The sequence below is a fragment of the Kribbella sp. NPDC031520 genome (assembly GCF_055580825.1).
Genome location: NZ_JBVIKS010000010.1, coordinates 1 through 24,516 on the forward strand (window position 1 = coordinate 1; position 24,516 = coordinate 24,516).

Genomic DNA, 24,516 nt, shown 5'->3' on the forward strand with positions numbered 1-24,516 from the left:
CTAGACAGCTCCACTTCACAACCGGAGGCCTTCACCTGTCACACAGACTCACCGCCACCGACCGGGACAACCTCCCTGGACATCACACCTAGAGCGGAACGGTCTCCGGGTACTTGAGACCCGCGCCGGTGTTCAGGGCAACCACCTGCTCATCGGCGCGGATCCACCCGGACTCGCGCAGGACCCGGATGGCCGCGAAGTTGGCGGCACCCTCAGGGCAGATGAAGCTACCCTCCAGGCGCGCGACCGCATGTTGTTCGGCCAGGATGTCCTCGTCATCCACGGCGACCGCGCAGCCGCCGGTTTCCGCAATCGCTTGCAGGACGAGGAAATCGCCGAGCGCCTTGGGCACTGTGATGCCGAAGGCAACAGTCTGGGCGTCCTCCCACGGCTCGCTCTCGGCGAGGCCTTTCTCCCAGGCGCGGACGATCGGGGCGCAACCGGTGGACTGTACGGCGACCAGTCGCGGCAGCGGGCCGTCGATCCAGCCGAGGTCGCGGAGTTCGTTCAGGGCCTTCCAGATGCCGATGATGCCGACGCCGCCGCCGGTCGGGTAGACGATCACGTCGGGGAGCTGCCAGTTCAGCTGTTCGGCGATCTCGAGGCCCATCGTCTTCTTGCCTTCGATCCGGTACGGCTCCTTCAGCGTGGACGCGTCGAAGTACCCGGTCTGCTCCCGTACGTAGGCCGCCGCGTCCCCGATCAACCCGTCGATCAGTTGCAGCCTCGCCCCGACGACAGTCACCTCCCGCCGGCAGATCTCCGGCGCCGCGATCGGCATCGCGATCAGCGCCTCCATCCCGGCCCGGGCCGCGTACGCCGCCCACGCCGACCCCGCGTTCCCGTTCGTCGGCATCGCGATCTTCCGTACGCCGACCTCGTACGCCCGCGACACCCCGACCGCGGCACCCCGCGCCTTGAACGTACCGGTCGGGATCAGCCCCTCGTCCTTCATCAGCAGGCGCTCCACCCCGAGCTCAGCGCCGTACCGCGGCAACGGCAGCAGTGGCGTCATCCCCTCCCCCAGCGTCACCACGTTCTCCGGCGACCGCACCGGCAGCAGCTCGTGATACCGCCACAGGTCCGGCGGCCGCGCCGCCAGCTCCTCCTTCGTCAGCGTCGGTACGCCGTACCGCGCGAGCAGCGGCGATCCGCACGGACACAGGCCGATGATCTGGTCGGCGTCATGGGTAGCCCCACAACGCGGGCATTCGAGATGACTGAGCGCGGAGAAGGTCACGCCAGCAGAACCTACTCCTGGGCGCCGCTCGAGGAACGATCAGCGCTGCGACCGGCCCGCCCAGACCGGCCGGCCCAGACGCTGCGGCTGAACAGCGCGAACGTCTGATCCACGACGTGGTCCCGCTCCCGCGGCGGAAGCTGCGCCAGCGGTCCGTCGATCAGCAGCGTCGCCAACCCGTGCACCAGGGACCAGGACGCCACCTCCAGACCCATGCGAAACTCCTCCGTCACGAATCCCAGCCGGACGAGCTCGTCGATGCCCCGCACCAGCAACACGTGCGGACCTTCGGGGCCGTCCCCGTCCATGGGGGGTGTGTCGACGCTGAGGAACGCGGTCCGGAACAAGCCCGGCCGCGAGAGCGCGAAGTCGACGTACCCCCGGCCGATCGCCTCCATCTGGTCCATGGCCGCGTGCGCCTCGTCCGCCGCGGGCGGCACCACGGCGAGCCGGGTGCGCATCGCGTCCGCCATCTGCGCGAGCGAGGACAGGTTGGCGGCGCACAGAAGTTCGTCGTGATTCTTGAAGTGCCGGTACGCCGCGGTCGGGGTCACGCCGACGGCGCGAGCGGCAGCGCGGATCGTCACCGCCGGCGGACCGCCCTGCTCGGCGAGCTCGGCGGCGGCGGCGATCAGGGCATTGCGGAGGTCGCCGTGGTGGTACGGATTCCGGTCGTTCATCGATTTGATGTTGACACCTGCACACATCGAATGCCAAGTTAACAGGTGCAAAGTTTACATCCGCCAACATCGTAGCCCCGCTCCTTCCCCTGACCTCTGGCCCTGACATCTGGAGAGCACCCGCCATGCTGCATCGCCTCGCTTCCTTCATCGTCCGCCGGGCCAAAGCAGTCCTGGCGATCACGGTCCTGCTGCTCGCCGCCGCCGCGTTCGTGGGCGCCGGTGCCTTCGGCAAGCTCTCGGCCGGCGGCTTCAACGACCCCGCGGCGGACTCGACCAAGGCGGCGACGACGATCGCCGGCACCTTCGGCGGCCAGGCCGACCTCGTCTTCGTCGCGGACGCCGGCCGGCCGGTCGACGACCCCGCCGCCGTGGCGGCCGGTTCAGGCCTGACCCACCGCCTCGCCGCCGAGCCGGACCTGGCCGATGTCGCGTCGTACTGGACGACCAAGGCACCTGCGATGCGCTCAGCCGACGGCACCAAGGCTCTCGTGGTCGCGTCGATCCGCCACGGCGCCGACGCCGCGGCGGTCGCGAGCCGGATGACCGACGAGTACGGCGGGACGCGGGACGGGCTCCGGGTCGACATCGGCGGCGGCGCCGGCGTGAACCACGACGTGACCGCGCAGGTCCAGCGCGACCTCGCCGTCGCCGAGGCGATCGCCGTACCGATCATCCTGGTCCTGCTCGTGCTCGCCTTCGGCAGCGTCGTCTCCGCGCTGTTGCCACTCGCGATCGGCACCATCGCGATCTTCGGCACCTTCGCCGAACTGTCCGTGCTCGGCTCGGCGACCGACGTGTCGGTGTTCGCGATCAACCTGACCACCGCCCTCGGGTTGGGACTGTCGATCGACTACGCCCTGCTGATGGTCAGTCGCTTCCGGGAGGAGCTCGGCAACGGCGCCGACGTTCAGGCCGCAGTCGTCCGGACGGTCGAGACCGCGGGCCGGACGATCGTGTTCAGTGCGCTGACGGTCGCGGTCGCCCTCTCCGCGCTCCTGGTCTTCCCGCTCTTCTTCCTGCGTTCGTTCGCGTACGCCGGGATCGGTGTGATCGTGATCGCGATGATCAGCGCACTCGTCGTACTGCCCGCCCTGCTGACGGTTCTGGGTCATCGGGTGAACGCCGGCCGCGTACCGTGGGCCAAGGGTGCCCCGCGAACTGTCGCGCCGTTCTGGGGTCGGCTCGCCGGACTGGCGATGCGCCGCCCCACGCTGGTCGCGCTGCCAGTCGTCGCCGCGCTCGTACTCCTGGCCGCTCCCCTGCTGCACGCCACGTTCGGTACGCCGGACGACCGGGTGCTGCCGACCACCGCGACCAGCCGAGTCGTCGGCGACGCACTCCGGAACGACTTCGGCGGCAACGACACCAACGCCGTCAATCTCGTCAGTACCCGTACCGTGCCGGCCGGCGCGGTCGCACCGTTCGCCGCGAAGCTCTCCCGCCTGCCGAACGTAGTCCGGGTCGAATCGTCGGCTGGCGGCTACACCGCGGGGCGGCCCACGTCGCCGGCCGACCCGCGAATGGTTGCCAACGGCATCCAACGGATCGCGGTCGTGACGGCGGCAGACACCCGGTCGGCCGCGGCCAAGACGCTGGTCAACACCGTCCGGGCGATGCCCGAGCCCTATCTGGTCGGCGGGACGACCGCGGAGTTCATGGACAGCCAGCACGCCATCGGCTCGCGACTGCTCATCGCCGGCGGCATGATCGCGCTGACCACGTTCATCCTGCTCTTCCTGTTCACCGGGAGCCTGCTGCAGCCGCTCCGGGCACTGCTGCTGAACGTGATCGGGCTGTCGGCGACCCTCGGCGCGATGGTGCTGATCTTCCAGGACGGGCACCTGTCCGGCTGGCTCGGCTTCACCCCGCTGCCCCTGGACACCAGCATGCTCGTACTGCTGTTCTGCATCACCTTCGGGCTGTCGATGGACTACGAGGTGTTCGTGATGAGCCGGATCAAGGAGCGGCACAACGAAGGCGCCGTACTGCGGGAAGCGGTGACCGGCGGACTGGCGCGCAGCGGACGGATCGTGTCGATGGCGGCCGTGATCCTGTCGGTCAGCTTCTTCGCCTTCGGCACGAGCTCGGTCAGCTTCCTCCAACTGTTCGGTCTCGGCTCTGGCCTGGCTGTGTTGATCGACGCCACCCTGATCCGCGGCGTGCTGCTGCCGGCCGGCCTGCGTCTGCTCGGCCGGTGGGCGTGGTGGTCCCCCCGTCCGCTGCGGAGTTTGTACAGCCGCATCGGCCTCGCCGAGGCCAGCCCAAGCTGAAAGCGAACGTCACCCCGCCCGCAGATCGGTGATCTGCGGGCGCTCGTGATCGGTGAGCCGGAACCCGATCCCGCGCACGGCGTCGATGGTCACCGTCGTACCGAGATCGTCGAGCTTCCGCCGCAGCCGTTTCACCACCGAATGCACGTCGGCGGTGCCGCGGACGTTGCGGTCCCGCCAGACGGTCTGGTGCAGGGCCTCGTACGACCAGACCCGCAGCGGCGGCGACATCAGCCGGCCCAGCAACTCCTGCTCGAGGTCGGTCAGCGGAACCTCGGGACGGTGGCGAGGAGGCGGCGGAGTTCGTCGAGGCTGGAGACGAGCAGCAGTGGTGCGGCGTCGTCGACGAGTTCGGCGAGCCGGACGCGCTGCTCGGCAGAGGCCGCGACCGCGATCAGCAGCGGGAACGGCTCCGAGGTCAGATCGACGTCCGTAGGGGCGGGTTCACGGGCGGTGACCATCTGATCACGATGTCAACGTCTGCCGCTGATCGTCAACGAAACTGCCAATCTTTGCCCAGTTTGCTCAGTTTGCTCACAGCTGCCTCGATCGGCACGACAGTTAGTCACGAGTTGCTCACCAAGTGTGCTTGTTACCACGTTGTTCTGACACATAGCGTCCTGCTGCAGCAAGTGACTCGGGGGAGTCGACTCGGGGTCTTTCAAGTGAGGGGCTGCAGAGATGTCACATCAACGAAAGGGACTCACCAGATCGCTGGTGAGCACCCTGGCGGCGCTGGCTGTCGTCGCGACCGGGATGGCCGCCGCCGGCCAGGCCCAGGCGTCGCCGCCGACCAAACCGGAAGCCACGCCATCGCCCGCCGCCAAGATCAAGCCGGAACTCATGGCGAAGCTGGACGGCAAGGACGCCAAGGCCGCGACGGACTACTGGGTCCGCTTCGCAGCCAAGGCCGACCTGACCGCCGCCAGCAGGATCACCAACTGGAACGAACGCGGTACGGCAGTCGCCGCCGCGCTGAGGAAGGCCGCCGCGGACAGCCAGGCGAAGATCCGCGCCGACCTCGACGCACAACACGTGAAGTACCAGGCGTTCTGGGGTACGAACGCGATCCGGGTCGAGAACGGTTCGCTCGCGCTCGCCCAGGACCTGGCCACCCACTCCGAGGTCGAGGGCCTGTACGCACCGGTCCAGATCGAGGTACCGAAGGTCACGCCCGGCCAGCAGGAGAAGGCGGTCCAGTCGGTCGAGTGGGGCGTCGCGAACATCAAGGCGAACCAGGTCTGGTCGCAGTACGGCGACAAGGGCGAGGGCATCGTCGTCGCCAGCATCGACACCGGGGTGCAGTACGACCACCCGGCGCTCGTGCACCAGTACCGCGGCAACAACGGTGACGGCACCTTCAATCACAACTACAACTGGTTCGACGCAGCCGGCACCTCGCCGAACGCACCGTCCGACGGCAACGGCCACGGCACCCACACGATGGGCACGATGGTCGGCGACGACGGCGCGGGCAACCAGATCGGGGTCGCGCCGGGCGTGAAGTGGATCGCCGCGAACGGCTGCTGCCCGAGCGACGCCGCGCTGATCTCGTCCGGCCAGTGGATGCTCGAACCGACCGACCTCCAGGGCCAGAACCCGGACGCCAGCAAGCGCCCGAACGTCATCAACAACTCCTGGGGCTCGACGCTGCCGTCGAACGACCCGTTCATGGAGGACATCACCCTGGCCTGGACCGCGTCCGGGATCTTCGGTGCGTTCGCCAACGGCAACAGCGGATCGGCGTGTAACAGCTCCGGGTCGCCGGGCAGCCTGACCAGCAACTACTCGGCCGGCGCCTACGACATCAACAACAACATCGCGTCGTTCTCCGGTCGCGGCGCGGGGCAGGACGGCACGATCAAGCCGAACATCTCGGCCCCCGGTGTCAACGTCCGCTCCAGCCTGCCGGGCAACACGTACGGCGCGTTCAACGGTACGTCGATGGCGACACCACACCTGACGGCCACCGTGGCGTTGCTGTGGTCCGCGTCGCCGACGCTCAAGGGTGACGTCGCCGCCACGCGCGCGCTGCTGAACCAGACCGCGATCGACACGCCGGACAGCCAGTGCGGCGGCACCGACGCGAACAACAACGTCTACGGCCAAGGCCGCCTGGACGCGCTGGCGCTGGTGAGCGCCGCGCCGATCGGCGACACCGGCACGTTGTCCGGCACGGTCACTGCCGCCACCGGTGGTGCCGCGCTGGCCGGCGCGAGCGTGACGATCAAGGCCGACGGCCAGCCCGACAAGACGCTGACCACCAGCAGCAACGGCACGTTCTCGTCGGTCCTCCCGGCCGGTGACTACAACCTGACGGTCGCGTCCTTCGGGTACAAGACCGCCACGGCAACGGCCACTGTTACGACTGGTCAGACCACCACCAAAGACTTCGCCCTGGAGAGCACGCCGCAGGTGAGTGTCGGTGGCACCGTCACGGACGGCTCCGGCCACGGCTGGCCGCTGTACGCGAAGGTGTCGGTCGAGGGTCCGGGTGGCGTGTTCGACTACACGACCCCGAGCAACGGCCGGTACAGCCTGAAGGTCCCGTCGGGTGCGGCGTACTCGCTCAAGGTCGAGTCGAAGTACCCGGGGTACTCGACCGTCAGCCAGCCGATCACGGTCGGCAGCGGCAACCTGACCAAGGACATCGCCGTCCCCGCCGACCCGAACGCCTGCAGCACCGCGCCCGGTTACAAGTGGGGCTCGGACGGCGTCTACGAGACCTTCGACAACGGCTCCGTGCCGAACGGCTGGACCGTCGTCGACGGCAAGGGCAACGGGCAGGTCTGGAAGTTCGACGACCCGGGCAACCGGGGCAACCTGACCGGCGGCAGCGGCAAGTTCGCGGTCGCCGACTCCGACAAGTACGGCGCGGGCGGTCAGCAGGACACGTCACTGGTCAGTCCAGTAGTCGACCTGACCTCGGTCACCGCGCCGGTGATCCGGTTCAACCAGGACTTCAAGCGGCTCGGTGACAAGGCCGACGTGGACCTGTCGCTGGACGGCGGAGCCACCTGGACGAACGTGCTGCAGCAGACCGCGAACGCGACCGGCCAGCAGCAGATCGCCATCCCGCAGGCCGCCGGACAGGCGCACGTGCAGGTCCGGTTCCACTACTACGAGGCGAACTACGCCTGGTGGTGGGAGGTCGACAACGTCCTGATCGGCAGCCAGGTCTCCTGTGTACCGACCGGCGGCGGCATCGTCGTCGGCAACATCAAGGACGCCAACACGAACGGTTTCGTGAACGGTGCGGTCGTCACCCACGACGGCACCACCGAGAGCGCGACCACCGTGGCGACGCCCGACGACACCGGCCTGAACGACGGCTTCTACTGGCTGTACTCGGCGGCCGACGGCAACCAGAACTTCACCGCCAAGGCCGGCAACTACGTCAGCTCGTCCGCGACCGTCGGGGTCGAGGCCGACTGGGCCACCACCGCCGACTACACCCTGCAGGCCGGCCGGCTGGCCGTCACGCCGGGTGCGATCTCCGGCAGTCTGAGGCTGCCGTCGGGCAAGGTGACCAAGTCGTTCAAGGTCACCAACACCGGTGGCGCGAACGTCGACGTGAAGTTCGGTGAGAAGGACGGCGGCTTCGTCCTGGAGAACGCGAACGGCACCAGGACCACCACGGCACAGGTGGAGAACGGGACCGGCGCACCACTGCAGCGGCTCGCCGTGAACACCTCGTTCGCCCGGATGCTGTCGGGCAAGACCGGATCCTCGCCGACACCCGCGAAGCCGATGGCGGCTCCGTGGGCCGACATCGCCGACTACCCGGCGACCGTGATGGACAACCGGGTCGTCAACCTCGACGGCAAGGTCTACTCGATTGCCGGCGGCGACGGCAGCGCGTCGACGGCGAACAGCTATGTGTACGACCCGGCCTCGCTCGCCTGGACCGCGATCGCTCCGCTGCCGGGTGCTCGGAACGCGGTCACGGTCGGCGTCGTGGGTGGCAAGATCATCGCCAGCTCCGGCTGGGGATCGTCCGGTCCGGCCGCGGACACCTGGTCGTACGACCCGGCTGCCAACGCCTGGACCGCGGTCGCGACCAACCCGGCTCCGCGGGCCGCCGCCGGTCAGGCAGTACTCGACGGCAAGCTGTACGCCGTCGGCGGCTGCACCACCGCCAACTGTCTGCCGATGAGCAACACGGTCGTCCGGTACGACCCGGCGGCCGACGCGTGGCAGACGCTGGCGAACTACCCGCAGTCGGTCGCGTTCGCGTCCTGCGGTGCCATCGACGGCAAGCTGTACTGCGCCGGTGGTAACGACGGCACGAACTCGCTCAAGTCGGCGTACGTCTACGACCCGGGAGCGGACTCCTGGACCCCGATCGCAGACGCTCCGGCCGACCACTGGGCGGCGTCGTACGCCGTCGCCGGCGGGAAGCTGCTGATCGTCGGTGGCGTCCAGGCCGGTGCGGTCACCAACGCCGGGTTCGCGTACGACCCGTCGGCCGAGACCTGGTCGGCGCTGCCGAACGCCAACCTGCCGCGGTACCGCGGTGGTGCGGCGTGTGGCTTCTACAAGGTCGGCGGCTCGTCCGGCGGATTCAACGCCACCGCGGACAGTGAGGCCCTGCCGGGTCTCGAGGACTGCTCCGAGTCGTCGGCGGACGTGAGCTGGATGTCGCTCGACCAGACCGAGGTCACGCTGGCCCCGGGACAGTCGGCGACCGTCAAGGTCACGCTCTCCGCGAGCGTCGACCAGCCCGGTGCCTACTCGGGCGCCGTGACGATCGGCGAGAACACGCCGTACACGGTCCCGGCCGTCGGGGTGACGATGACCGTCACGCCGCCGACCACCTGGAGCAAGCTGATGGGTACGGTCACGGGCGTCAGCTCGGCCGGCGCGTCCGCTCCGCTGCCGGGCGCGATCGTCGAGGTGGACTCGTGGGCCCAGTCGTACACGTTCATCACCGACAAGGACGGTAAGTACGCGTACTGGCTGGACCGCCGCAACAACCCGCTCACCCTGATCGCCGCGAAGGACGGCTACAAGCCCCAGACCCGCACCACCAAGCTGGTCGCCGGCACCCCCGTCATCGAAGACTTCGCCCTGAAGTCGATCAAGTAAGCAGGTAGTACTCGGCCCCCGCACCCGCTTGGGTCCGGGGGCCGAGCCCTTTCACGGTCTAGCATCCGGTTCATGCACGCCATGCTGGTGTTCGGGATCATCCTCACGGTCTGGACCGGGTGGTTGGTCGTGATCTCGGCGCGGGACGTGCGGTGGCTCCGCGCGGTACGTCGTACCGGCGAGCAGCTCACCGGCGAGGTGGTCGACAACGAGGCGAGGCGCCGCCCGACGTACGGCGGGTACCTGCTCTATCCGGTGGTCCGCTACCAGTTCGCCGGCAAGGACTACCGCAGCACGGTCCGCAACTGGCAGGGCAAGATCGAGCTCGGCAGCGGCCTCCCCATCCTGGTCGACCCCAAGGACCCCTACTCCCCCGCTGCAGCCGACCGCGACAACCTCAGCCGCCAACTGGCGATCTCACTCTTCATGTTCGCGGTCGCCCTACTCCTCACCTACTGGGGTTGGCCTTAGAACTCAGGCCGTAGCCAGCAGGTGGAAGCCGACGCCGCGGACGGCGTGGATAGTAACGCTGGCGCCGAGGTTCGCGAGTTTCTGGCGGAGGCGTTTGACGACCGAGTGGATGTGCGAGCCACGGCCGAGGTGCTCGTTGCCCCACACGGCGTGGTGCAGGCGCTGGTACGTCCACACCCGTCCGGGTTCGGCTACCAGGCAGTGCAGGAAGTCGTGCTCCAGCCGGGTCAGCGGCAGCTCGCGGTCCTTCCAGCGGACCACCCGGCGGTCGACGTCGAGCCGTAGTTCGGCGACCGGTTCCTGAACTGCCTTGATCTGGACGGGGCGCTGCGCGGCCGTCACGACCTTTGGAGTGACGCCGGTCAGTTCCAGGAACGCGCGTGCTTGGTCGGCATTCGACACCAGCAGCAACGCGTCGGCCTCGCCCAGCAGACGCGCCAGTTGGACGCGTTCGTCCGTCGACGCAGCCACCCCGATGATCAGCGACGATTCGGACAGTCTGTCTTCTGGCCCAACGGCGATCGGCATCACGGCAAGCCCCTCCCAGTCGAAACCGGCCCGCCACAAGTACGGTTCAGGTCGCGAACTAAGTCAAGGGATTCCGTGCGCAGCGAGCTGGCATATATGCGTCCTGTCCGAGACAGGACAGGAAAACCTGCGACTCGTCGCCGCGCAACGTGCGCCGGGCAAGGGCTGCGGAGTAGTCTCCTGGCGCACGGTCACTCTGCCCGCATCCACGGAGGACCCGCATCCACGGAGGAACAGTGCCCCGGCTCATTCGACGGCCGCTCGTCATCTGGCTGCTCGCGGCCCTCGCCGTGCCAGTACTGCTGACGGCTGTGCTGGTTCCGGCCCGCGCCGGCACCACCGAGGACGACCTGCGCCAACGCACACAGGCGGCGCTGAAGGCGCGCGGGATCGAGGCCGGCGTCGTCGACTTCGACGGGCGGGACGCGCACGTCACCGTGCCCGCAGGGGTCGACGCGGCAGCGGTCCGGGAGGTCGTCGCCGGCGTCGACGGGGTGCGGTCGGTGCAGATCTCCAACGAGCAGGCCACCACTACGCCCACTCCTTCCGTGAGCAGTGCGCCGGTGCAGGTCGACGTACCGGCGTTCGAGGTCGGGCGGACGGATCGGTCGATCCGGGTGCAGGTGCCGGTACGGAGTCAGGCGGTGAAGGACGCGATGTCCGCCGAGGTGGAACAGTTGCGCGGGCCGGACCGCGAGTACGACGACCGTACGACGATCGCCCCGGACGGCCTCGCCGACGCGTCGACGCTGTCCCCGCTACTGCGGGCGTTGGCGATCGGGTCCGGTGACGCCTCGGTCCGGTACGACGGGAACACCGTGACGTTGTCCGGTCAGGTACCGGACCAGGCGACCAAGGCGACCGTCGGACGGGCCGCAGCCAAGGCGGTACCGGGCGCGGTGATCGCGGACCAGCTCGTCCTGCCGACGCCGCCGAAGACCGCGGTGAGCGAGCCGTGCCGGACGTTCCCGAGCCGGCTGGCCGAGTTCAGCCGGACGCACCGGATCAACTTCCTGTCCGGTACGTCGATCGTCAACGACGCGTCCAAGCCGTCGGTGGTCGCGGCGGCCGTGTTGCTGAAGTCCTGTACGACGGCCCGCGTCGAGGTGGCCGGGCACACCGACAACCTCGGCTCGACCGCGTCCAGCTTGCCGCTGTCCGAACGCCGGGCCGCCGAGGTGAAGGCGGAACTGGTCCGGCTCGGCGTGGCCGCGGGCCGGATCGTGACCAACGGGTACGGCGAGTCCTTCCCGATCGCGTCCAACGCGACCGTGGCCGGGCGGATCGCCAACCGCCGGGTCGAGCTCCGGCCGCGCTGACGAACCTGCAACCCGCCCACGATGCCTGACGGAGTAGGGTCGTCGTGGTCCATAGCTTCTCCAGGGGATTCCATGAGTTGGCTGATCGCACAGGTCTGGGTCTTGCTCCTCGTCGCCTTCGTCCTCGGCAGCGCGGCCGCGTGGCTGCTGCACCGCCTCCGCCCGTCGAAAGGCACGCGCTGATGAGCTGGCTGCTGAGAGACAACTGGCTGGGCTCGCTGCTCGCCTTCCTACTGGGTGCCGGCATCACCTGGCGCCTGCTCAACCGCCACTCCCCCGCACCCGTACACCCCACCTCTGCAGAACGGGTTGCGCCGATCGCTCGGGAAACCCCGGCATCTGCTGCTGAGCCCGAGCCACCCGCACCTAAGCCGGCAGTTCCTCCGGAAGAGTCCGCGTTCTCCCAGTTGATGGACGGCGAGGCGACGCTCTTCGACCACATCGAAGAGGAGAGCTCCGCCGTACCGGTCGGAAGGTACGGCGAGGGCTCAGCGGACGCCGTACCGCACCAAGGCCCGCCGGACGGCTTCACCATCAAGGGAAACGCGCAGTCGATGCTCTTCCACACCCCGGACTCGCCGTACTACGGCCGCACCAAACCCGAGGTCTGGTTCCGCACCGAGTCCGACGCCGAACGCGCCGGCTTCACCAAGTACACGCGCCGCCCCCGCAAGTCCGCAGACCCCCGCAACTGACCACTCCGCCGCACCCCGGACCTGACCCCGCCACGCACCTACGATCGCGGAAACACTGAGTTACCAGGAGGCGGAGTTGCAGCGCGACATCACAGTTTCTTTCACAGTTGAGCAGGACGAGAACGGCACCTGGTGTGCCGAGGCGGCGCTGACTCCGACGTCGTTCGCGAACGGCGAGGGCGCGACCAGGGAGGCGGCTATCGAGGACCTGAAGGAAGCCGTCGCCACCCTCGCCGAGACCGTCGGCGTACCCGAGCAACTGACGGTCGCCGTCGAGATCGACGGCTGATGGCGGCACCGAAGAAGCGCCGGGAAGCCGAACGGGAACTGAAGGCCAAGGGCTTCGTCCAGCAGCCGGGACGCGGCAAGGGCAGCCACCAGGTCTGGAAGGACGCGAAAGGCAACTCGGTCACAGTCCCCAACCACGGGGACGAGATCGCGGCCGGTACCTGGAAATCGATCCAACGCCAGGCCAGTCAGACACCGCGGCAGACGCCGAGCGACGCCCAGGATGCGCAGCGGGCGGCCAGTTCCGGCGTTGCGCCGCCGAGGAGGGGGCGCGGCTCGGGCCAGCAGCAGGACCAGCAGGGCCAAGGGCAGGACCAGCAAAACCGGCAGTCCGGGAAGAAGCGGCGCTTCGGCGGTCGGGACGGCCGCTGAAGGCGAGATAGACCGTCGGGCGACGTACCGTTGCTGTGCACTGGAAAGCACAGCAAGGTGCGTCGCCCGACTGCTTGAAGGAGAACACGATGGGAACCGATGCGCCGGAGCCGCTGCTGCCGGACAGGATTCTTCAGCCTGGTGAGGGAGAAGAGGGGCGTAACGTCCATGCCGACGACGCGCACCCGCCGCTGGGGTCGGTGAAGGTCAGCAGGTTGCGCCGGTATGTGCGTGGCGGTGGTCGCGGTGGTTCGGGCCCGGAGACCGGGAAGCAGGCTGAGCGGGACCGGAGTCGGTGACGCGGTCCGTCATCGAATCGCAGTGTGGACCGATCGCGAGCCCTATTTGCTTGTACTGGCAAAGGGCCGCCAGACTGTCCTGAACGCCTTGCGGGACCGTCCTACCGACGGCGTCGCCACGTCATCGAAGTACCCCCGGAGTTCTTCTGGGAGCAACGCACTGCCCTCCCCCTTTTAGGTGCGCCCGAACGGGGTACGGGGAACAAGGTTTGGAGACACCCGATGGAGGTGAGCGTGACCGACATGCTGCCGGAGCAGCACCACGGACTGACGAAGAGTGACCCGCTGTGGTTCAAGCGGGCCGTCTTCTACGAGGTCCTCGTGCGGTCCTTCAAGGACTCGAACGCCGACGGCATCGGCGACCTGCAGGGCCTGACCGAGAAACTCGACTATCTCGAGTGGCTCGGCGTCGACTGTCTCTGGTTACCGCCCTTCTATCCGTCTCCGTTGCGCGACGGCGGCTACGACATCTCGCACTACACCGAGGTGATGCCGGAGATCGGTACGGTCGCCGACTTCGCCGCGTTCCTGAACCAGGCTCACGCCCGCGGTATCCGGGTGATCGTCGACTTCGTGATGAACCACACCTCGGACCAGCACCCCTGGTTCCAGGCGTCCCGGGAGGACCCGGAGGGTCCGTACGGCGACTTCTACGTGTGGTCGGACACCGACGACAAGTACGCCGACGCGCGGATCATCTTCGTCGACACCGAGACCTCGAACTGGACCTGGGACCCGGTTCGCGGTCAGTACTTCTGGCACCGGTTCTACTCCAACCAGCCGGACCTGAACTTCGAGAACCCGGCCGTCGGCGACGCGATGATCGAGGCGCTGAAGTTCTGGCTGGACCTCGGCGTCGACGGTTTCCGCCTGGACGCGGTGCCGTACCTGTTCGAGACCGACGGTACGAACTGCGAGAACCTGCCGCGCACCCACGAGTTCCTGAAGCGGGTCCGCAAGGAGGTGGACGCGAACTACGAGGACCGCGTCCTGCTCTGCGAGGCGAACCAGTGGCCGGCCGACGTGGTCGAGTACTTCGGCGACCGCGACTCCGGTGGCGACGAGTGCCAGATGGCGTTCCACTTCCCGGTGATGCCGCGCATCTTCATGGGCGTACGGCGGGAGTCCCGGTTCCCGATCTCCGAGATCCTGGCGCAGACGCCGGAGATCCCGGACACCTGCCAGTGGGGCATCTTCCTGCGCAACCACGACGAGCTGACGCTCGAGATGGTCAGCGACGAAGAGCGCGACTACATGTGGGGCGAGTACGCGCAGGACCCGCGGATGAAGGCGAACATCGGCATCCGCCGCCGGCTCGCTCCGCTGCTGGACAACGACACCAACAAGATGGAGTTGTTCACCGCGCTGCTGCTCAGCCTGCCCGGCTCCCCGATCCTGTACTACGGGGACGAGATCGGCATGGGCGACAACATCTGGCTGGGCGACCGCGACGGCGTCCGGACCCCGATGCAGTGGTCGCCGGACCGGAACGCGTCGTTCTCCACCGCGACGCCCGGCAAGCTCACCCTGCCGGTGATCATGGACCCGGTGTACGGCTTCCAGGCGGTGAACGTCGAGGCCGAGATGGAGAACGCCTCGTCGCTGCTGCACTGGACCCGGCGGATGATCCAGACCCGCAAGCAGCACCCGAGTTTCGGCATGGGTACCTTCACAGATCTGGGCGGTTCGAACCCGAGCGTCCTGTCGTACGTGCGGGAGTTCGGCGACGACGTGGTGCTGTGCGTCAACAACCTGTCCAGGTTCCCGCAGCCGATCGAACTGGACCTGCGGCAGTGGCAGGGCGTGGAGCCGATCGAACTGCTGGGTGGTGTGCACTTCCCCGCGATCGGTGAGTTGCCCTACCTTCTGACCCTCGGCGCCCACGGTTTCTACTGGTTCCGGCTGCCGGCGGTGAAGCCGGAAGAGCATGAGGAGAGCATCTAAGTGACTTCCCATCTGGACCAGGTCCAGTCCTTCTGCGCGAGCCAGCGATGGTTCGGGGAGAAGGGACACGACGTTCACGTCGAAGCGCTGGCCACGTCGGCCTGGCTGTCGGACGCGGGCGCCTGGCCGGCGGTCCGGATCGGGTTCGTCTACTGTGCGGGCCCACCCGGGATGGAGTCCCCGATCCGGGTGTACCAGCTGCCGCTCAGCTACCACCGCGAACCGGCCGAGAACCTCGGCCACGCGCTGGTCGGCGAGTGGATCGAGCAGGACCTCGACGACACCGAGGTCTGGGTGTACGACGCGCTGCACGACAAGGAAGCGACGCCGTACTGGCTGGACGGCCTCACGCACGGACGGCAGCTGGACGGGCTGGAGTTCCATCCCGTCCAGGCTCCGGACCGGACCATCGAAGTACCGGAGGACGCGCAGTCGCTCGTCCTCACCGTGGAGCAGAGCAACACGTCGCTGGTGTTCGGCGACGTGGCGCTGCTGAAGGTGTTCCGCCGGCTCGAGCCCGGGAGCAACCCGGGGGTCGAGATCGAGTCGGCGCTCACCGAGGCCGGGTCCGAACTGGTCCCGGAGGTGCTGGGGTCCGCGCGCGGTAGGTGGCCGCGCGCGGGCGGCGGCACCGACTCCGGTGAGCTGGCGATGATGACGGCGTTCCAGAGCAACGCGACCGACGGCTGGTCGTTCGCGACCTCGTCGGTCCGGGACCTGTACGCCGAGGCCGACCTGCACGCCGAGGAGGTCGGCGGCGACTTCGCGCCCGAGTCGTACCGGCTCGGTGCGAGTACGGCGCAGGTGCACTCGGAGCTGGCGAAGGCGCTCGGCACCGACATCTGGGAACCGGACAAGCTGGTCGAGCACGCGTCCGCGATGCAGCGGCGGCTCGACCACGCGGCGTCCGTGATCCCCGAGCTCGCGCCGTACCGGGACGGCCTGCGGCGCTGGTTCGACGAGTTGGCCAGCTACGACCAGCCGGTGACCGTGCAGCGGATCCACGGTGACTACCACCTGGGGCAGGTGCTGCGCACCATCGACGGCTGGAAGCTGATCGACTTCGAGGGCGAGCCGGCCAAGTCGCTGATCGAGCGCCGCGCGCTGGACACCCCGGTGAAGGACATCGCCGGGATGCTGCGCTCGTTCGACTACGCGGCCCGGTCGCTGCTGGCCGACCACCAGGGCGACCTGCAGATCGCGTACCGGGCGGCCGAGTGGGCGGCGCGGAACCAGAAGGCGTTCTGCGACGGGTACGCCGAGGTCGCCGGCACCGACGCGCGTCAGCAGACCGTGCTGCTGAACGCGTTCCTGGCCGACAAGGTCGTCTACGAGGTCCTCTACGAGGCGCGCAACCGTCCCACCTGGCTACAGATACCCCTCTCCGCAGCAGCCCAACTCAGCGAGACGCAGTAGGCGAGGTCCCCACCACGAGCAGATGCCGGAGCGCGCCGCCTGCCGTCCTCCGGCCCGGGTCCACTACAACGGATACAGTCCGTCGTCCGGCGCCTCCAGCGCCTTGAGAATCGGCCGACTGTCCTGGGCTGCCCGCATGAAGACCCGGTTATCCTGGCAGATCTTCTCTCCCAGCATCAGGATCGTCATCACTTCCTGAAGCACGTGCAGGCGCTGGAACTCGCTCAGCGCCGGCTTGGCGCTGAGCCAATTGGAACCGCCACGGACCACGAGGGCGAAGGTGTGGGGCGAGTTGCTCCCTTGCCGGCGGCAAACGGCCAGCAATTCTTCCAAGGCGCTCAGGGCGCGGTCCTGGGTGGCCGAGTCGGACGGATTCTTGGCAGCCTTCTCCAACCGCATGTAACCCCACTCGGTGATCACTTTATGGTCTTGGTCACCACCGGGGCAGGCGCGAGCAGACTCCAGATAGGAATCGGCCAGATCCAGATCACCCCGCTCCACCTCGTACGCTCCGCGCTGCAGCCAGAAGTGGAAATCCTCCGAAAGATACTTCTGGAACTGAGCATAGATTGAGCGGACCGTACCAATCGGGAGTTTCAGGCGACCCATCAGCCGATGGTTCAGCAGCGCAATGGTGTTCCGTCGATCCGGGTGACTGTTGTCGCGCAACTTGTACGACCGCGGGACGTAGACGGTCAGCATTCGTACCAGCAGCGAGCCGACGTCGACGGCCGGCGTCATGACCTTCAGAACGACGTCGGAAATCGCACGATGCCGCGCTTTGATTCCGAAAACGTCACGGACGATTAGTCCCTGCCGAACCAATCGGTCGATGACCTGGTTCTGCCCTGTGTAGGGCGGCCTTTCGCCGATCATCTGGACAAGATCGTTCTCCCGTAAATGCACCGTCTCATATACGCACGAAGCGTATAGGCAGACTAGGCCGTAGGCCAGCTTGTCCTCGAACGGCAGGGCGTCGAATTCGGAGGCGATACGGACATCGAATGCCTCGCCGGTCACCACCTCGATGAGCCCGGCGAGGAGGTCCCGATTGGAGATGTCTCGCAGCTTGTCGAGTTGTCCCGTGCGGGACTGTATCGACTTCAGCCGACCGAGGAGTCCGGCTCGCTCCAATCGATCGAGAAGACCTTCGAGATCTGAGTCCGTTAGCGCCGCGTCACCGTCGACGCCGACGTACTTGGCAACCAGCTCCAGAGTTTCGGACCGCGTGGTCCGCACCGAGACGATGACCGCGGTCGCACCGTTGCGGTTAAGCCGCTTGAGAATCCTGGGCACGTCCTCGCCAAAGATGTCGATATCGTCGACCAGGACCACGTCCGGAGCAATGGTGTCGACCTCGGCCAGCAGCTCGGACAACGACTCGGTCGCTTCTCGATCGATCCACGCGACAGATCGGTGCCGAAGATCGAGCTCAGACCCGAGCCGCATCAGCAAGGTCGTCTTTCCGGACCCCACCCGCCCCTTCAGCACGACGACGTTCCGCGTCTTCTCCTCGAACTCGATCGCCGAATACAGATCCTTCATCCGGCTGAGCCGAACGATTCGGTCGTTGCGTACATCCGGCCAGCGGGGGTCGTGGCCGCGAAGGAAATCCCACTCGAAATAGTCCTCGGACGAGTCCCGGATCAACTTGGGGACCAGTTGCACGCCGCCACGAGCCTCGACGTCGGCTCGCAGGCGGGCCAGCGACTGATGACCTTTGGCGACCTGCTGGATCTGGGCGCCGAGCTTCCTGCCGACGAACTCCTCCAGGCTGTCCACCACGATCGATCGCAGACCGGCGTTCTCGGCCCGCATGATGTCGGTCGCACTGGCCTCTTCCGTGAGAATGAAGCCAGGCCTCGTGGCCTCCCCGGCTCGGCGGACAGCGAGAAAGTCCCACAGCTCTCGATGCGGCCTGACGCAGACGACGAGCGCAGGCCGGCTGGCCAGATCGGCTGCGAACTGGCGGTACCACGATCCGCGCGGGGAGAGTACATCGCCGCCCGGCGGAGAAAAATCGACCGTGTCGGGTTTGGAGATTTCGCCACAGATGTTGATCAGTTGATTGCAGTTGTTCGCCAACTGAAAGTCGACCGCGCCGTTTGTGACCTCGAGCCTGCGTTGAACTTTTTGCGCGACCTTGGACAGCATGTCCGAGCCGCTGAGGCTGTAGATCCGCTCCCACGGACCGCGCAGCAGATCTTCTGCATGTTTGCGCCGATTCGCGTCCGAGGTCAGGTTCTGGACCAGCAGTTCGTTGGTCCGGCTCGGTTCCGTACGTCTCGCAAACGGCAACGACACTGCGAGGTCCGGAGGATCGTCATCACTACCCGCCAGCAGGCTCGCGAGGTCGCGCAACGACACCGGTCTCGTGGTCGGCGCATCTGTCCCGCGGGTCAGACACCCGACCACCAGCACCATCTGCCCGCTGCCGACCGACGCCAGCAGATCCGGAAGCACCGTGTCATCCATCTGTCCTCCCCTGTTCCAGGATCAAATTCTCGATGCTGTCCGTCCGGACGATCATGACTCGGCGTTTGCCACCGCACTCCGCTGGGTCGAGGTAGAACACACCCTCTTGCGCCTTAGGAGTTTCGAATTCGCCGCGCACGACCGCGTTGTGGTTCGCACATTCAGCACTCATCAGGGCCAGCTGCGCAGGCGTCAATTCCATCAACGCCGGCCGCCGGACCGGATCCGGCCCTGGCATGACCAATGCGGCAAGGACGGCAACTACGGTGACGATCAGCGACACGACGACCCCTGCGTGGGCGACCCGAATGCGACGATCTATCGCTTCCCGGTCAGCTTTCCCCCGGGCCAGGACCTCAAGAACGAGGTCTCGAGAGGTGTGTGCACTGCCCACCCGATCGTCGAACTTCGGCGGCGCACCGATGCTTCGGAGATAGAGATAGGCGGTGAGTAACCATGCCACCGCAGCAAGGGCGCCGGTGATCTTTGTGCCGATAGAATCGTTCGACACGACGCCGAGTGCTGCCACCGCTCCCGCAGCCAGGACCGTGCAAACAGCTTGCGCGGACTGAGCTCTCGCCCTTGCCGACGTCCCCGCACGGACCGCGTCCGGGTAGTACGCGTCGATAACCGCTGACAGCACCGCCGAATCGACCGGAACGGCGGCACGTGGCTTCTCGGCCGTCACGCGCTCATCTGAGCGCGTGCCAGGCTCATCCATGGCATCCCCCCAATGGTGACAACTGCTTATCGCGAATGACCGCCGCACGTTACAGAGAATCGAGATCGAGCTACGTGGAGCAACCAAACGGATCGCTTCTTTCGACAACGATGAATTTCGGGAAGTCCCCACATCCATGAGCCGTCGTGGGCTGAGTAGCCGATCGATCGGGAGCCAGTGGCTCCGAGGTCGCTGCACCACCTTGTGTGTACGTCGGGACTCGGCGGGTACGGGGTGCGGTGAAGACAGCGTTGATCGGGCAGGATGGGATTCATGGGAGAGCGCGAAGCTTTTGAGGAGCCTGTGGTGGCGGTTGAGGAGCCTGTGGTGACAGCGGTCCGGGTCGATCGGACCGATCTGGAGCGTCTGGTGGCCGGCACGTACCACGATCCTCACCAGATCCTCGGGCCGCATCTGGGCGAGCACGGGGTGACGGTGCGCGTGCTGCGCCCGTTCGCGAAGAGCGTCACCGTGCTGTACGACGAGCAGCGCCTGGACCTCCGGCACGAGCACGACGGCGTCTGGGTCGGCGTACTCGACACCGACAAGGTGCCGGACTACCGGCTCGAGGTCACCTACACCGACGGGCCCGCGACCCAGGTCGACGACCCGTACCGGTACCTGCCGTCGCTCGGCGAGGTCGACCTGCACCTGATCGGCGAGGGCCGGCACGAGCAGCTGTGGACGGTGCTCGGCGCGCACGTCCGCCGGTACGACGGCCCGGGCGGCCAGGTCACCGGTACGTCGTTCGCCGTCTGGGCCCCGAACGCGCAGGGCATCCGGCTGACCGCCGACTTCAACTTCTGGGACGGCCGCGCGCATCCGATGCGGTCGCTCGGCAGCTCCGGCGTGTGGGAGCTGTTCGTGCCGGGCATCGGCCCCGGGACCCGGTACAAATTCGACATCTGCGGGCGCGACGGTGTCTGGCGGCAGAAGGCCGACCCGATGGCGAACCTGGCCGAGACTCCCCCGGCGAACGCGTCGGTCGTGCACGAGTCGACGTACGAATGGGACGACTCCGTCTGGCTGCAGCGGCGCGCGAAGGCCGAGGCGTACGCCGAGCCGATGAGCGTGTACGAGGTCCACCTGGGTTCGTGGCGCAAGGGCAAGTCGTACCGCGAGCTGGCCGACGAGCTCGTTGCCTACGTCAACGACATGGGGTTCACGCATGTCGAGTTCATGCCGGTGATGGAGCACCCGTTCGGCGGTTCCTGGGGCTACCAGGTCACGTCGTACTTCGCCCCGACCTCCCGGTTCGGCGACCCGGACGACTTCCGGTACCTGGTCGACCGGCTGCACCAGGCCGGCATCGGCGTGATCGTCGACTGGGTGCCGGCACACTTCCCGAAGGACGCCTGGGCGCTGGCCCGGTTCGACGGTACGCCGCTGTACGAGCACCCGGACCCGCGCCGCGGCGAGCAGCCCGACTGGGGCACGCTGGTGTTCGACTTCGGCCGCCCGCAGGTACGGAACTTCCTGGTCGCGAACGCGATCTACTGGGCCGAGGAGTTCCACATCGACGGCCTGCGCGTCGACGCGGTCGCCTCGATGCTGTACCTGGACTACTCGCGCCAGGACGGCCAGTGGGTCCCGAACCAGTACGGCGGCCGCGAGAACCTGGAGGCCGTCTCGTTCCTCCAGGAGATGAACGCGACCCTGTACAAGCGCGTGCCGGGCGTGATCACGGTGGCCGAGGAGTCGACGTCCTGGCCGGGTGTCACCCGCGCGACGCACCTCGGCGGGCTCGGGTTCGGGTTCAAGTGGAACATGGGCTGGATGAACGACTCGCTCCGCTACCTGGAGCACGAGCCGGTGCACCGGCAGTACCACCACCACGAGATGACGTTCTCGATGATGTACGCGTACTCCGAGAACTTCGTCCTCCCGCTCTCCCACGACGAGGTCGTGCACGGCAAGGGCTCGCTGCTGCGCAAGATGCCCGGCGACCGCTGGCAGCAGCTGGCGAACCTGCGCGCGTACCTGGCGATGATGTGGGCGCACCCGGGCAAGCAGTTGCTGTTCATGGGTTGCGAGTTCGGCCAGGAGTCGGAGTGGTCGGAGAAGGGCGAGCTGGACTGGTGGCTGCTGGATCACAGCGACCACAAGGGCCTGCAGGACCTGGTCCGCGACCTGAACACCGCGTACAAGGACAGCGCGGCGTTGTGGGGTACGGACCACGACGCGGAGAAGTTCAGCTGGATCGACGCGAACGACGCCGGGAACAACGTGTTCTCGTTCGTCCGGTACGGCTCTGACGGGGCGCCGGCGGTTGCCTGCATCACGAACTTCTCCGCGATTCCGCACCACGGCTACCGGCTCGGTCTGCCGTACGCCGGTCGCTGGGAGGAGATCGTGAACACCGACGCGAACTCGTACGGCGGATCGGGCGTGGGCAACTACGGCGCGGTCGAGGCGAACGGAACCGAGTGGCACGGGCTGCCGTCGAGCGCCGAGCTGTCCGTGCCACCCCTCGCGACGGTGTACCTGCGCTTCACCGGGTAGCGTTCACGGTGTGACCGCTCCCCTGATCGATGGTGACCTGACGCTGCGGCCTTCGTCGTCGAACGGGCTGGTGACCAGCTTTGCCGTCGACCACGGCGAGGCGCTGGGGACGATCGAGCTGCGCCGGACCTCGCCGGGAGTCGCTCTGGTCACCTGGGCACTCGACGGCGGCCCCGGCGTGGCTCAGCAGGCGCTCCGGCTGGTGTCGGAGTACGCGTTCGGTGAGCTCGGGCTGGACCGGTTGCAGGTCGAGATCGATCCGGAGCTGCACTCGTCGGCGCGGGTCGCGATCCGGTCCGGTTTCCGGCGCGAAGGCGTACTGCGTGGGGCCGCGCTGGTGGACGGCGAACGCCGCGACATCGCGATCTACGGAATGCGCGCCGACGATCCGCGGCCGGAAACGGTGACCGGTTGGACGGCGTTGATGGATTCGACGCTGCCGAAGAAGCGCGTGATCGCGCACGTTGTCGTACGGGATACGGCCGGCCGGGTGCTGCTGTGTCAGGTCAGCTACAAGAAGGACCTGGAGCTGCCGGGCGGTGTGGTCGAGCCGGACGAGGACCCGGCGACCGGGGCGTCCCGGGAGCTGGAGGAGGAGCTCGGTACGGCGCTGCCACTGCTCGGGATCCTCGCGATCGACTGGCTCCCACGCTGGGAGGGCTGGGGCGACGCGGTCGAGATCCTGTACGACGGCGGCGTCCACGACCCGTCGCTGATCGACCGCCTGCACCCGGACGGCTTCGAGATCAAATCCATCTCCTGGCACGCCCCGGAGGACCTGGCCGGCCTCGTCTCACCCCTGAACGCCCGCCGCCTCCCGATGCTCCTCGCGGCGCCGTCGCAACTCCACAACCTGAGCAACGGCTCCCCGATCACCTCGTGAACTGCGGTCCGGGTGGCGCGCTATGCATCGGCAGCTCGAAGGCCGACTGAGTCATGCCGCCAGAAGGGTTCTGCGTAGACCAGTGTCCCTGTCATCCACGGCTCGTACTCCGGGAGCCTGATGGCCTGAAAGGCGTCGTCCGGAATGCGCAGAGACGGCTTTCGGAAGCCCAGCTCATCACCGCGCGCGAACCCGAACCGTGAGTAGTAGCCCGGATCGCCCTCCAAGAAGACGAGGGGAACGGCCCGCTCGGCAAGTACTGCGAGTCCGTGCCGGACCAGGGCCGAGCCGATTCCACTCTTGTGGAACTCCGGCATCACAGCCAACGGACTGAGGACCTGCACGTCGACCAGCCGTCGAGGGGCATCGAGCAGACTCCGGGTGAACATGACATGCCCGACGAGCTCCCCGTCGCGCTCGGCCACCAGCGAAAGGCCGGTTTCCGGCGTGATGATGTCCCGCAAGCTGTCGACAAGGTCGGCGACGACAAGCCCATGGTCACCGAACGCCCGCCGATGAAGTTGCCCTACGGCCTGCCTGTCGCCCACAAGTTCTTCGCGAAGCTCCATCGCCGGAGAATAAGGTCTCCTCCAGTCGGCCCGCACCCGATTTGAAGCCAGAACAGACCCAGAGACCGCGCGGCTGCACACCCGGCCCAGCATCGGACGGCGCCTCCCGCTCAGCTGGGGCGAAGGTCCGCTGCCACAGCACTAGAAGCGTGGCAGTTCGCCTGCCGGCGCCGGTTCGCGCAGGGACGTCGGTTCGCCCGTCCGCACCGGTTCGCCCGTCCGCACCGGTTCGCCCAGGGACCTCGGCTCACCCATCCACACCAGTTCACCCAGGGACCTCGGCTCACCCATCCACACCAGTTCACCCAGGGACCTCGGCTCACCCATCCACACCAGTTCACCCAGGGACCTCGGCTCACCCGTCCACACCGGCTCACCTAGGGATGTCGGCTCGCCTATCGGCCCGGCACTAGAAGGGTGGCGGTTCGCCGGTCGGCGCCGGCTCGCCCACGGATGTCGGCTTGCCTGTCGGCACCGGTTCGCCCAGGGACGTCGGCTCCCCCGTCGGCACCGGCTCGCCTAGGGATGTCGGTTCGACTGTCGGCGCCGATTCCGCTGTGGATGTCGCGGCTGGTGTGGGTGTGACGGGGCCGCGGGCTGGTGGGACGGTGGTGTAGCGGTGGCCGGTGGGGGTGGTGAGGGTGACTGTGCCGTCGGGGTGGGTGGTGGTGTTCCAGCCCCAGGTGGGGGTGTCTTTGATGACGTGGTGGTATTCGCAGTACGGCACCATCCCGGCCAGGCTGGTCTGGCCGG

Annotated in this window: 20 protein-coding genes and 1 pseudogene; 12 read left to right on the forward strand and 9 right to left on the reverse strand. The window is 67.6% G+C overall.

Features of this window, described 5'->3' with window-relative positions; translation table 11 throughout:
- Positions 1–88 precede the first annotated feature (88 nt).
- Positions 89–1,240 carry a threonine synthase gene (locus ACZ5BU_RS36470; RefSeq protein WP_465705577.1) on the reverse strand — a complete coding sequence of 384 codons (1,152 nt, stop codon included), beginning with the start codon at positions 1,238–1,240 and terminating at the stop codon, positions 89–91.
- A gap of 11 nt (positions 1,241–1,251) precedes the next feature.
- Positions 1,252–1,920: a TetR/AcrR family transcriptional regulator gene (locus ACZ5BU_RS36475; protein ID WP_465705579.1), complete on the reverse strand. Its 669-nt coding sequence runs from the start codon at positions 1,918–1,920 to the stop codon at positions 1,252–1,254.
- 125 nt (positions 1,921–2,045) lie between these two features.
- On the opposite strand from ACZ5BU_RS36475, the gene ACZ5BU_RS36480 reads away from it, so the two are divergent.
- Complete coding sequence (locus ACZ5BU_RS36480) at positions 2,046–4,193, forward strand: MMPL family transporter (protein ID WP_465705581.1); 2,148 nt, start codon at positions 2,046–2,048, stop codon at positions 4,191–4,193.
- 9 nt (positions 4,194–4,202) lie between these two features.
- Here the strand turns inward: ACZ5BU_RS36480 and ACZ5BU_RS36485 are convergent, their stop codons facing one another.
- Together ACZ5BU_RS36485 and ACZ5BU_RS36490 are read right to left on the reverse strand one after the other, a co-directional pair.
- On the reverse strand, positions 4,203–4,439 hold the full coding sequence (locus tag ACZ5BU_RS36485) for a helix-turn-helix domain-containing protein (RefSeq protein WP_465705583.1): 237 nt from the start codon (positions 4,437–4,439) through the stop codon (positions 4,203–4,205).
- A 17-nt stretch (positions 4,440–4,456) separates the two neighbouring features.
- On the reverse strand, positions 4,457–4,654 hold the full coding sequence (locus ACZ5BU_RS36490; RefSeq protein ID WP_465705585.1) for a hypothetical protein: 198 nt from the start codon (positions 4,652–4,654) through the stop codon (positions 4,457–4,459).
- A gap of 256 nt (positions 4,655–4,910) precedes the next feature.
- Here ACZ5BU_RS36490 and ACZ5BU_RS36495 point away from each other — a divergent pair, with 256 nt between their 5' ends.
- Complete coding sequence (locus tag ACZ5BU_RS36495) at positions 4,911–9,281, forward strand: S8 family serine peptidase (protein WP_465705587.1); 4,371 nt, start codon at positions 4,911–4,913, stop codon at positions 9,279–9,281.
- Between the two features lie 72 nt (positions 9,282–9,353).
- Positions 9,354–9,752, forward strand: a complete 399-nt coding sequence (locus ACZ5BU_RS36500) for a DUF3592 domain-containing protein (RefSeq protein WP_465705589.1) — start codon at positions 9,354–9,356, stop codon at positions 9,750–9,752.
- A gap of 3 nt (positions 9,753–9,755) precedes the next feature.
- Here the strand turns inward: ACZ5BU_RS36500 and ACZ5BU_RS36505 are convergent, their stop codons facing one another.
- Positions 9,756–10,280, reverse strand: a complete 525-nt coding sequence (locus tag ACZ5BU_RS36505; RefSeq protein WP_465705591.1) for a winged helix-turn-helix domain-containing protein — start codon at positions 10,278–10,280, stop codon at positions 9,756–9,758.
- Positions 10,281–10,516: 236 nt separating this feature from the next.
- Between ACZ5BU_RS36505 and arfA the strand changes: the two genes are divergently transcribed.
- The 7 genes from arfA (at position 10,517) to ACZ5BU_RS36540 (ending at position 16,613) form a co-directional block, all read left to right on the forward strand.
- Entirely contained in the window at positions 10,517–11,599 is a 1,083-nt protein-coding gene (gene arfA, locus ACZ5BU_RS36510) for a channel-forming protein ArfA/OmpATb (protein WP_465705593.1), read from the forward strand.
- 182 nt (positions 11,600–11,781) lie between these two features.
- A complete protein-coding gene (locus ACZ5BU_RS36515) occupies positions 11,782–12,294 on the forward strand; it encodes a sunset domain-containing protein (RefSeq protein ID WP_465705595.1) in 513 nt (170 codons plus the stop codon).
- A 76-nt stretch (positions 12,295–12,370) separates the two neighbouring features.
- Positions 12,371–12,583 (forward strand): hypothetical protein, encoded by a 213-nt coding sequence (locus ACZ5BU_RS36520; protein WP_387666798.1) that lies wholly within the window; start codon positions 12,371–12,373, stop codon positions 12,581–12,583.
- Positions 12,583–12,954 (forward strand): type II toxin-antitoxin system HicA family toxin, encoded by a 372-nt coding sequence (locus ACZ5BU_RS36525; RefSeq protein WP_465705597.1) that lies wholly within the window; start codon positions 12,583–12,585, stop codon positions 12,952–12,954. Before ACZ5BU_RS36520 ends, ACZ5BU_RS36525 begins: the two co-directional genes overlap by 1 nt.
- A gap of 89 nt (positions 12,955–13,043) precedes the next feature.
- A complete protein-coding gene (locus tag ACZ5BU_RS36530) occupies positions 13,044–13,253 on the forward strand; it encodes a hypothetical protein (protein ID WP_465705599.1) in 210 nt (69 codons plus the stop codon).
- 222 nt (positions 13,254–13,475) lie between these two features.
- On the forward strand, positions 13,476–15,197 hold the full coding sequence (gene treS, locus ACZ5BU_RS36535) for a maltose alpha-D-glucosyltransferase (protein WP_465705601.1): 1,722 nt from the start codon (positions 13,476–13,478) through the stop codon (positions 15,195–15,197).
- Positions 15,198–16,613: a maltokinase N-terminal cap-like domain-containing protein gene (locus ACZ5BU_RS36540; protein WP_465705603.1), complete on the forward strand. Its 1,416-nt coding sequence runs from the start codon at positions 15,198–15,200 to the stop codon at positions 16,611–16,613.
- A 63-nt stretch (positions 16,614–16,676) separates the two neighbouring features.
- Here the strand turns inward: ACZ5BU_RS36540 and ACZ5BU_RS36545 are convergent, their stop codons facing one another.
- Positions 16,677–19,088, reverse strand: coding sequence for a P-loop NTPase (locus ACZ5BU_RS36545; RefSeq protein WP_465705605.1), 2,412 nt, complete (start codon positions 19,086–19,088; stop codon positions 16,677–16,679).
- Positions 19,081–19,776: a hypothetical protein gene (locus tag ACZ5BU_RS36550; RefSeq protein WP_465705607.1), complete on the reverse strand. Its 696-nt coding sequence runs from the start codon at positions 19,774–19,776 to the stop codon at positions 19,081–19,083. Before ACZ5BU_RS36550 ends, ACZ5BU_RS36545 begins: the two co-directional genes overlap by 8 nt.
- Positions 19,777–20,115: 339 nt before the next feature.
- Here ACZ5BU_RS36550 and glgB point away from each other — a divergent pair, with 339 nt between their 5' ends.
- Both glgB and ACZ5BU_RS36560 read left to right on the forward strand, forming a co-directional pair.
- Complete coding sequence (gene glgB, locus ACZ5BU_RS36555) at positions 20,116–22,311, forward strand: 1,4-alpha-glucan branching protein GlgB (protein WP_465705609.1); 2,196 nt, start codon at positions 20,116–20,118, stop codon at positions 22,309–22,311.
- 10 nt (positions 22,312–22,321) lie between these two features.
- Entirely contained in the window at positions 22,322–23,194 is an 873-nt protein-coding gene (locus tag ACZ5BU_RS36560; protein WP_465705610.1) for an NUDIX hydrolase, read from the forward strand.
- Positions 23,195–23,214: 20 nt separating this feature from the next.
- Here the strand turns inward: ACZ5BU_RS36560 and ACZ5BU_RS36565 are convergent, their stop codons facing one another.
- A complete protein-coding gene (locus ACZ5BU_RS36565) occupies positions 23,215–23,763 on the reverse strand; it encodes a GNAT family N-acetyltransferase (RefSeq protein WP_465705612.1) in 549 nt (182 codons plus the stop codon).
- Positions 23,764–24,172: 409 nt separating this feature from the next.
- Positions 24,173–24,516: pseudogene (locus ACZ5BU_RS36570) on the reverse strand (hypothetical protein); the annotation flags it as partial.

Coding starts and splice junctions, on each gene's coding strand:
- ACZ5BU_RS36475 (WP_465705579.1), bottom strand. CDS start 1,920: ATGAACGACCGGAATCCGTACCACCACGGCGACCTCCGCAATGCCCTG.
- ACZ5BU_RS36480 (WP_465705581.1), top strand. CDS start 2,046: ATGCTGCATCGCCTCGCTTCCTTCATCGTCCGCCGGGCCAAAGCAGTC.
- ACZ5BU_RS36490 (WP_465705585.1), bottom strand. CDS start 4,654: ATGGTCACCGCCCGTGAACCCGCCCCTACGGACGTCGATCTGACCTCG.
- ACZ5BU_RS36500 (WP_465705589.1), top strand. CDS start 9,354: ATGCACGCCATGCTGGTGTTCGGGATCATCCTCACGGTCTGGACCGGG.
- ACZ5BU_RS36505 (WP_465705591.1), bottom strand. CDS start 10,280: ATGCCGATCGCCGTTGGGCCAGAAGACAGACTGTCCGAATCGTCGCTG.
- ACZ5BU_RS36515 (WP_465705595.1), top strand. CDS start 11,782: ATGAGCTGGCTGCTGAGAGACAACTGGCTGGGCTCGCTGCTCGCCTTC.
- ACZ5BU_RS36525 (WP_465705597.1), top strand. CDS start 12,583: ATGGCGGCACCGAAGAAGCGCCGGGAAGCCGAACGGGAACTGAAGGCC.
- ACZ5BU_RS36530 (WP_465705599.1), top strand. CDS start 13,044: ATGGGAACCGATGCGCCGGAGCCGCTGCTGCCGGACAGGATTCTTCAG.
- treS (WP_465705601.1), top strand. CDS start 13,476: ATGGAGGTGAGCGTGACCGACATGCTGCCGGAGCAGCACCACGGACTG.
- ACZ5BU_RS36545 (WP_465705605.1), bottom strand. CDS start 19,088: ATGGATGACACGGTGCTTCCGGATCTGCTGGCGTCGGTCGGCAGCGGG.
- ACZ5BU_RS36565 (WP_465705612.1), bottom strand. CDS start 23,763: ATGGAGCTTCGCGAAGAACTTGTGGGCGACAGGCAGGCCGTAGGGCAA.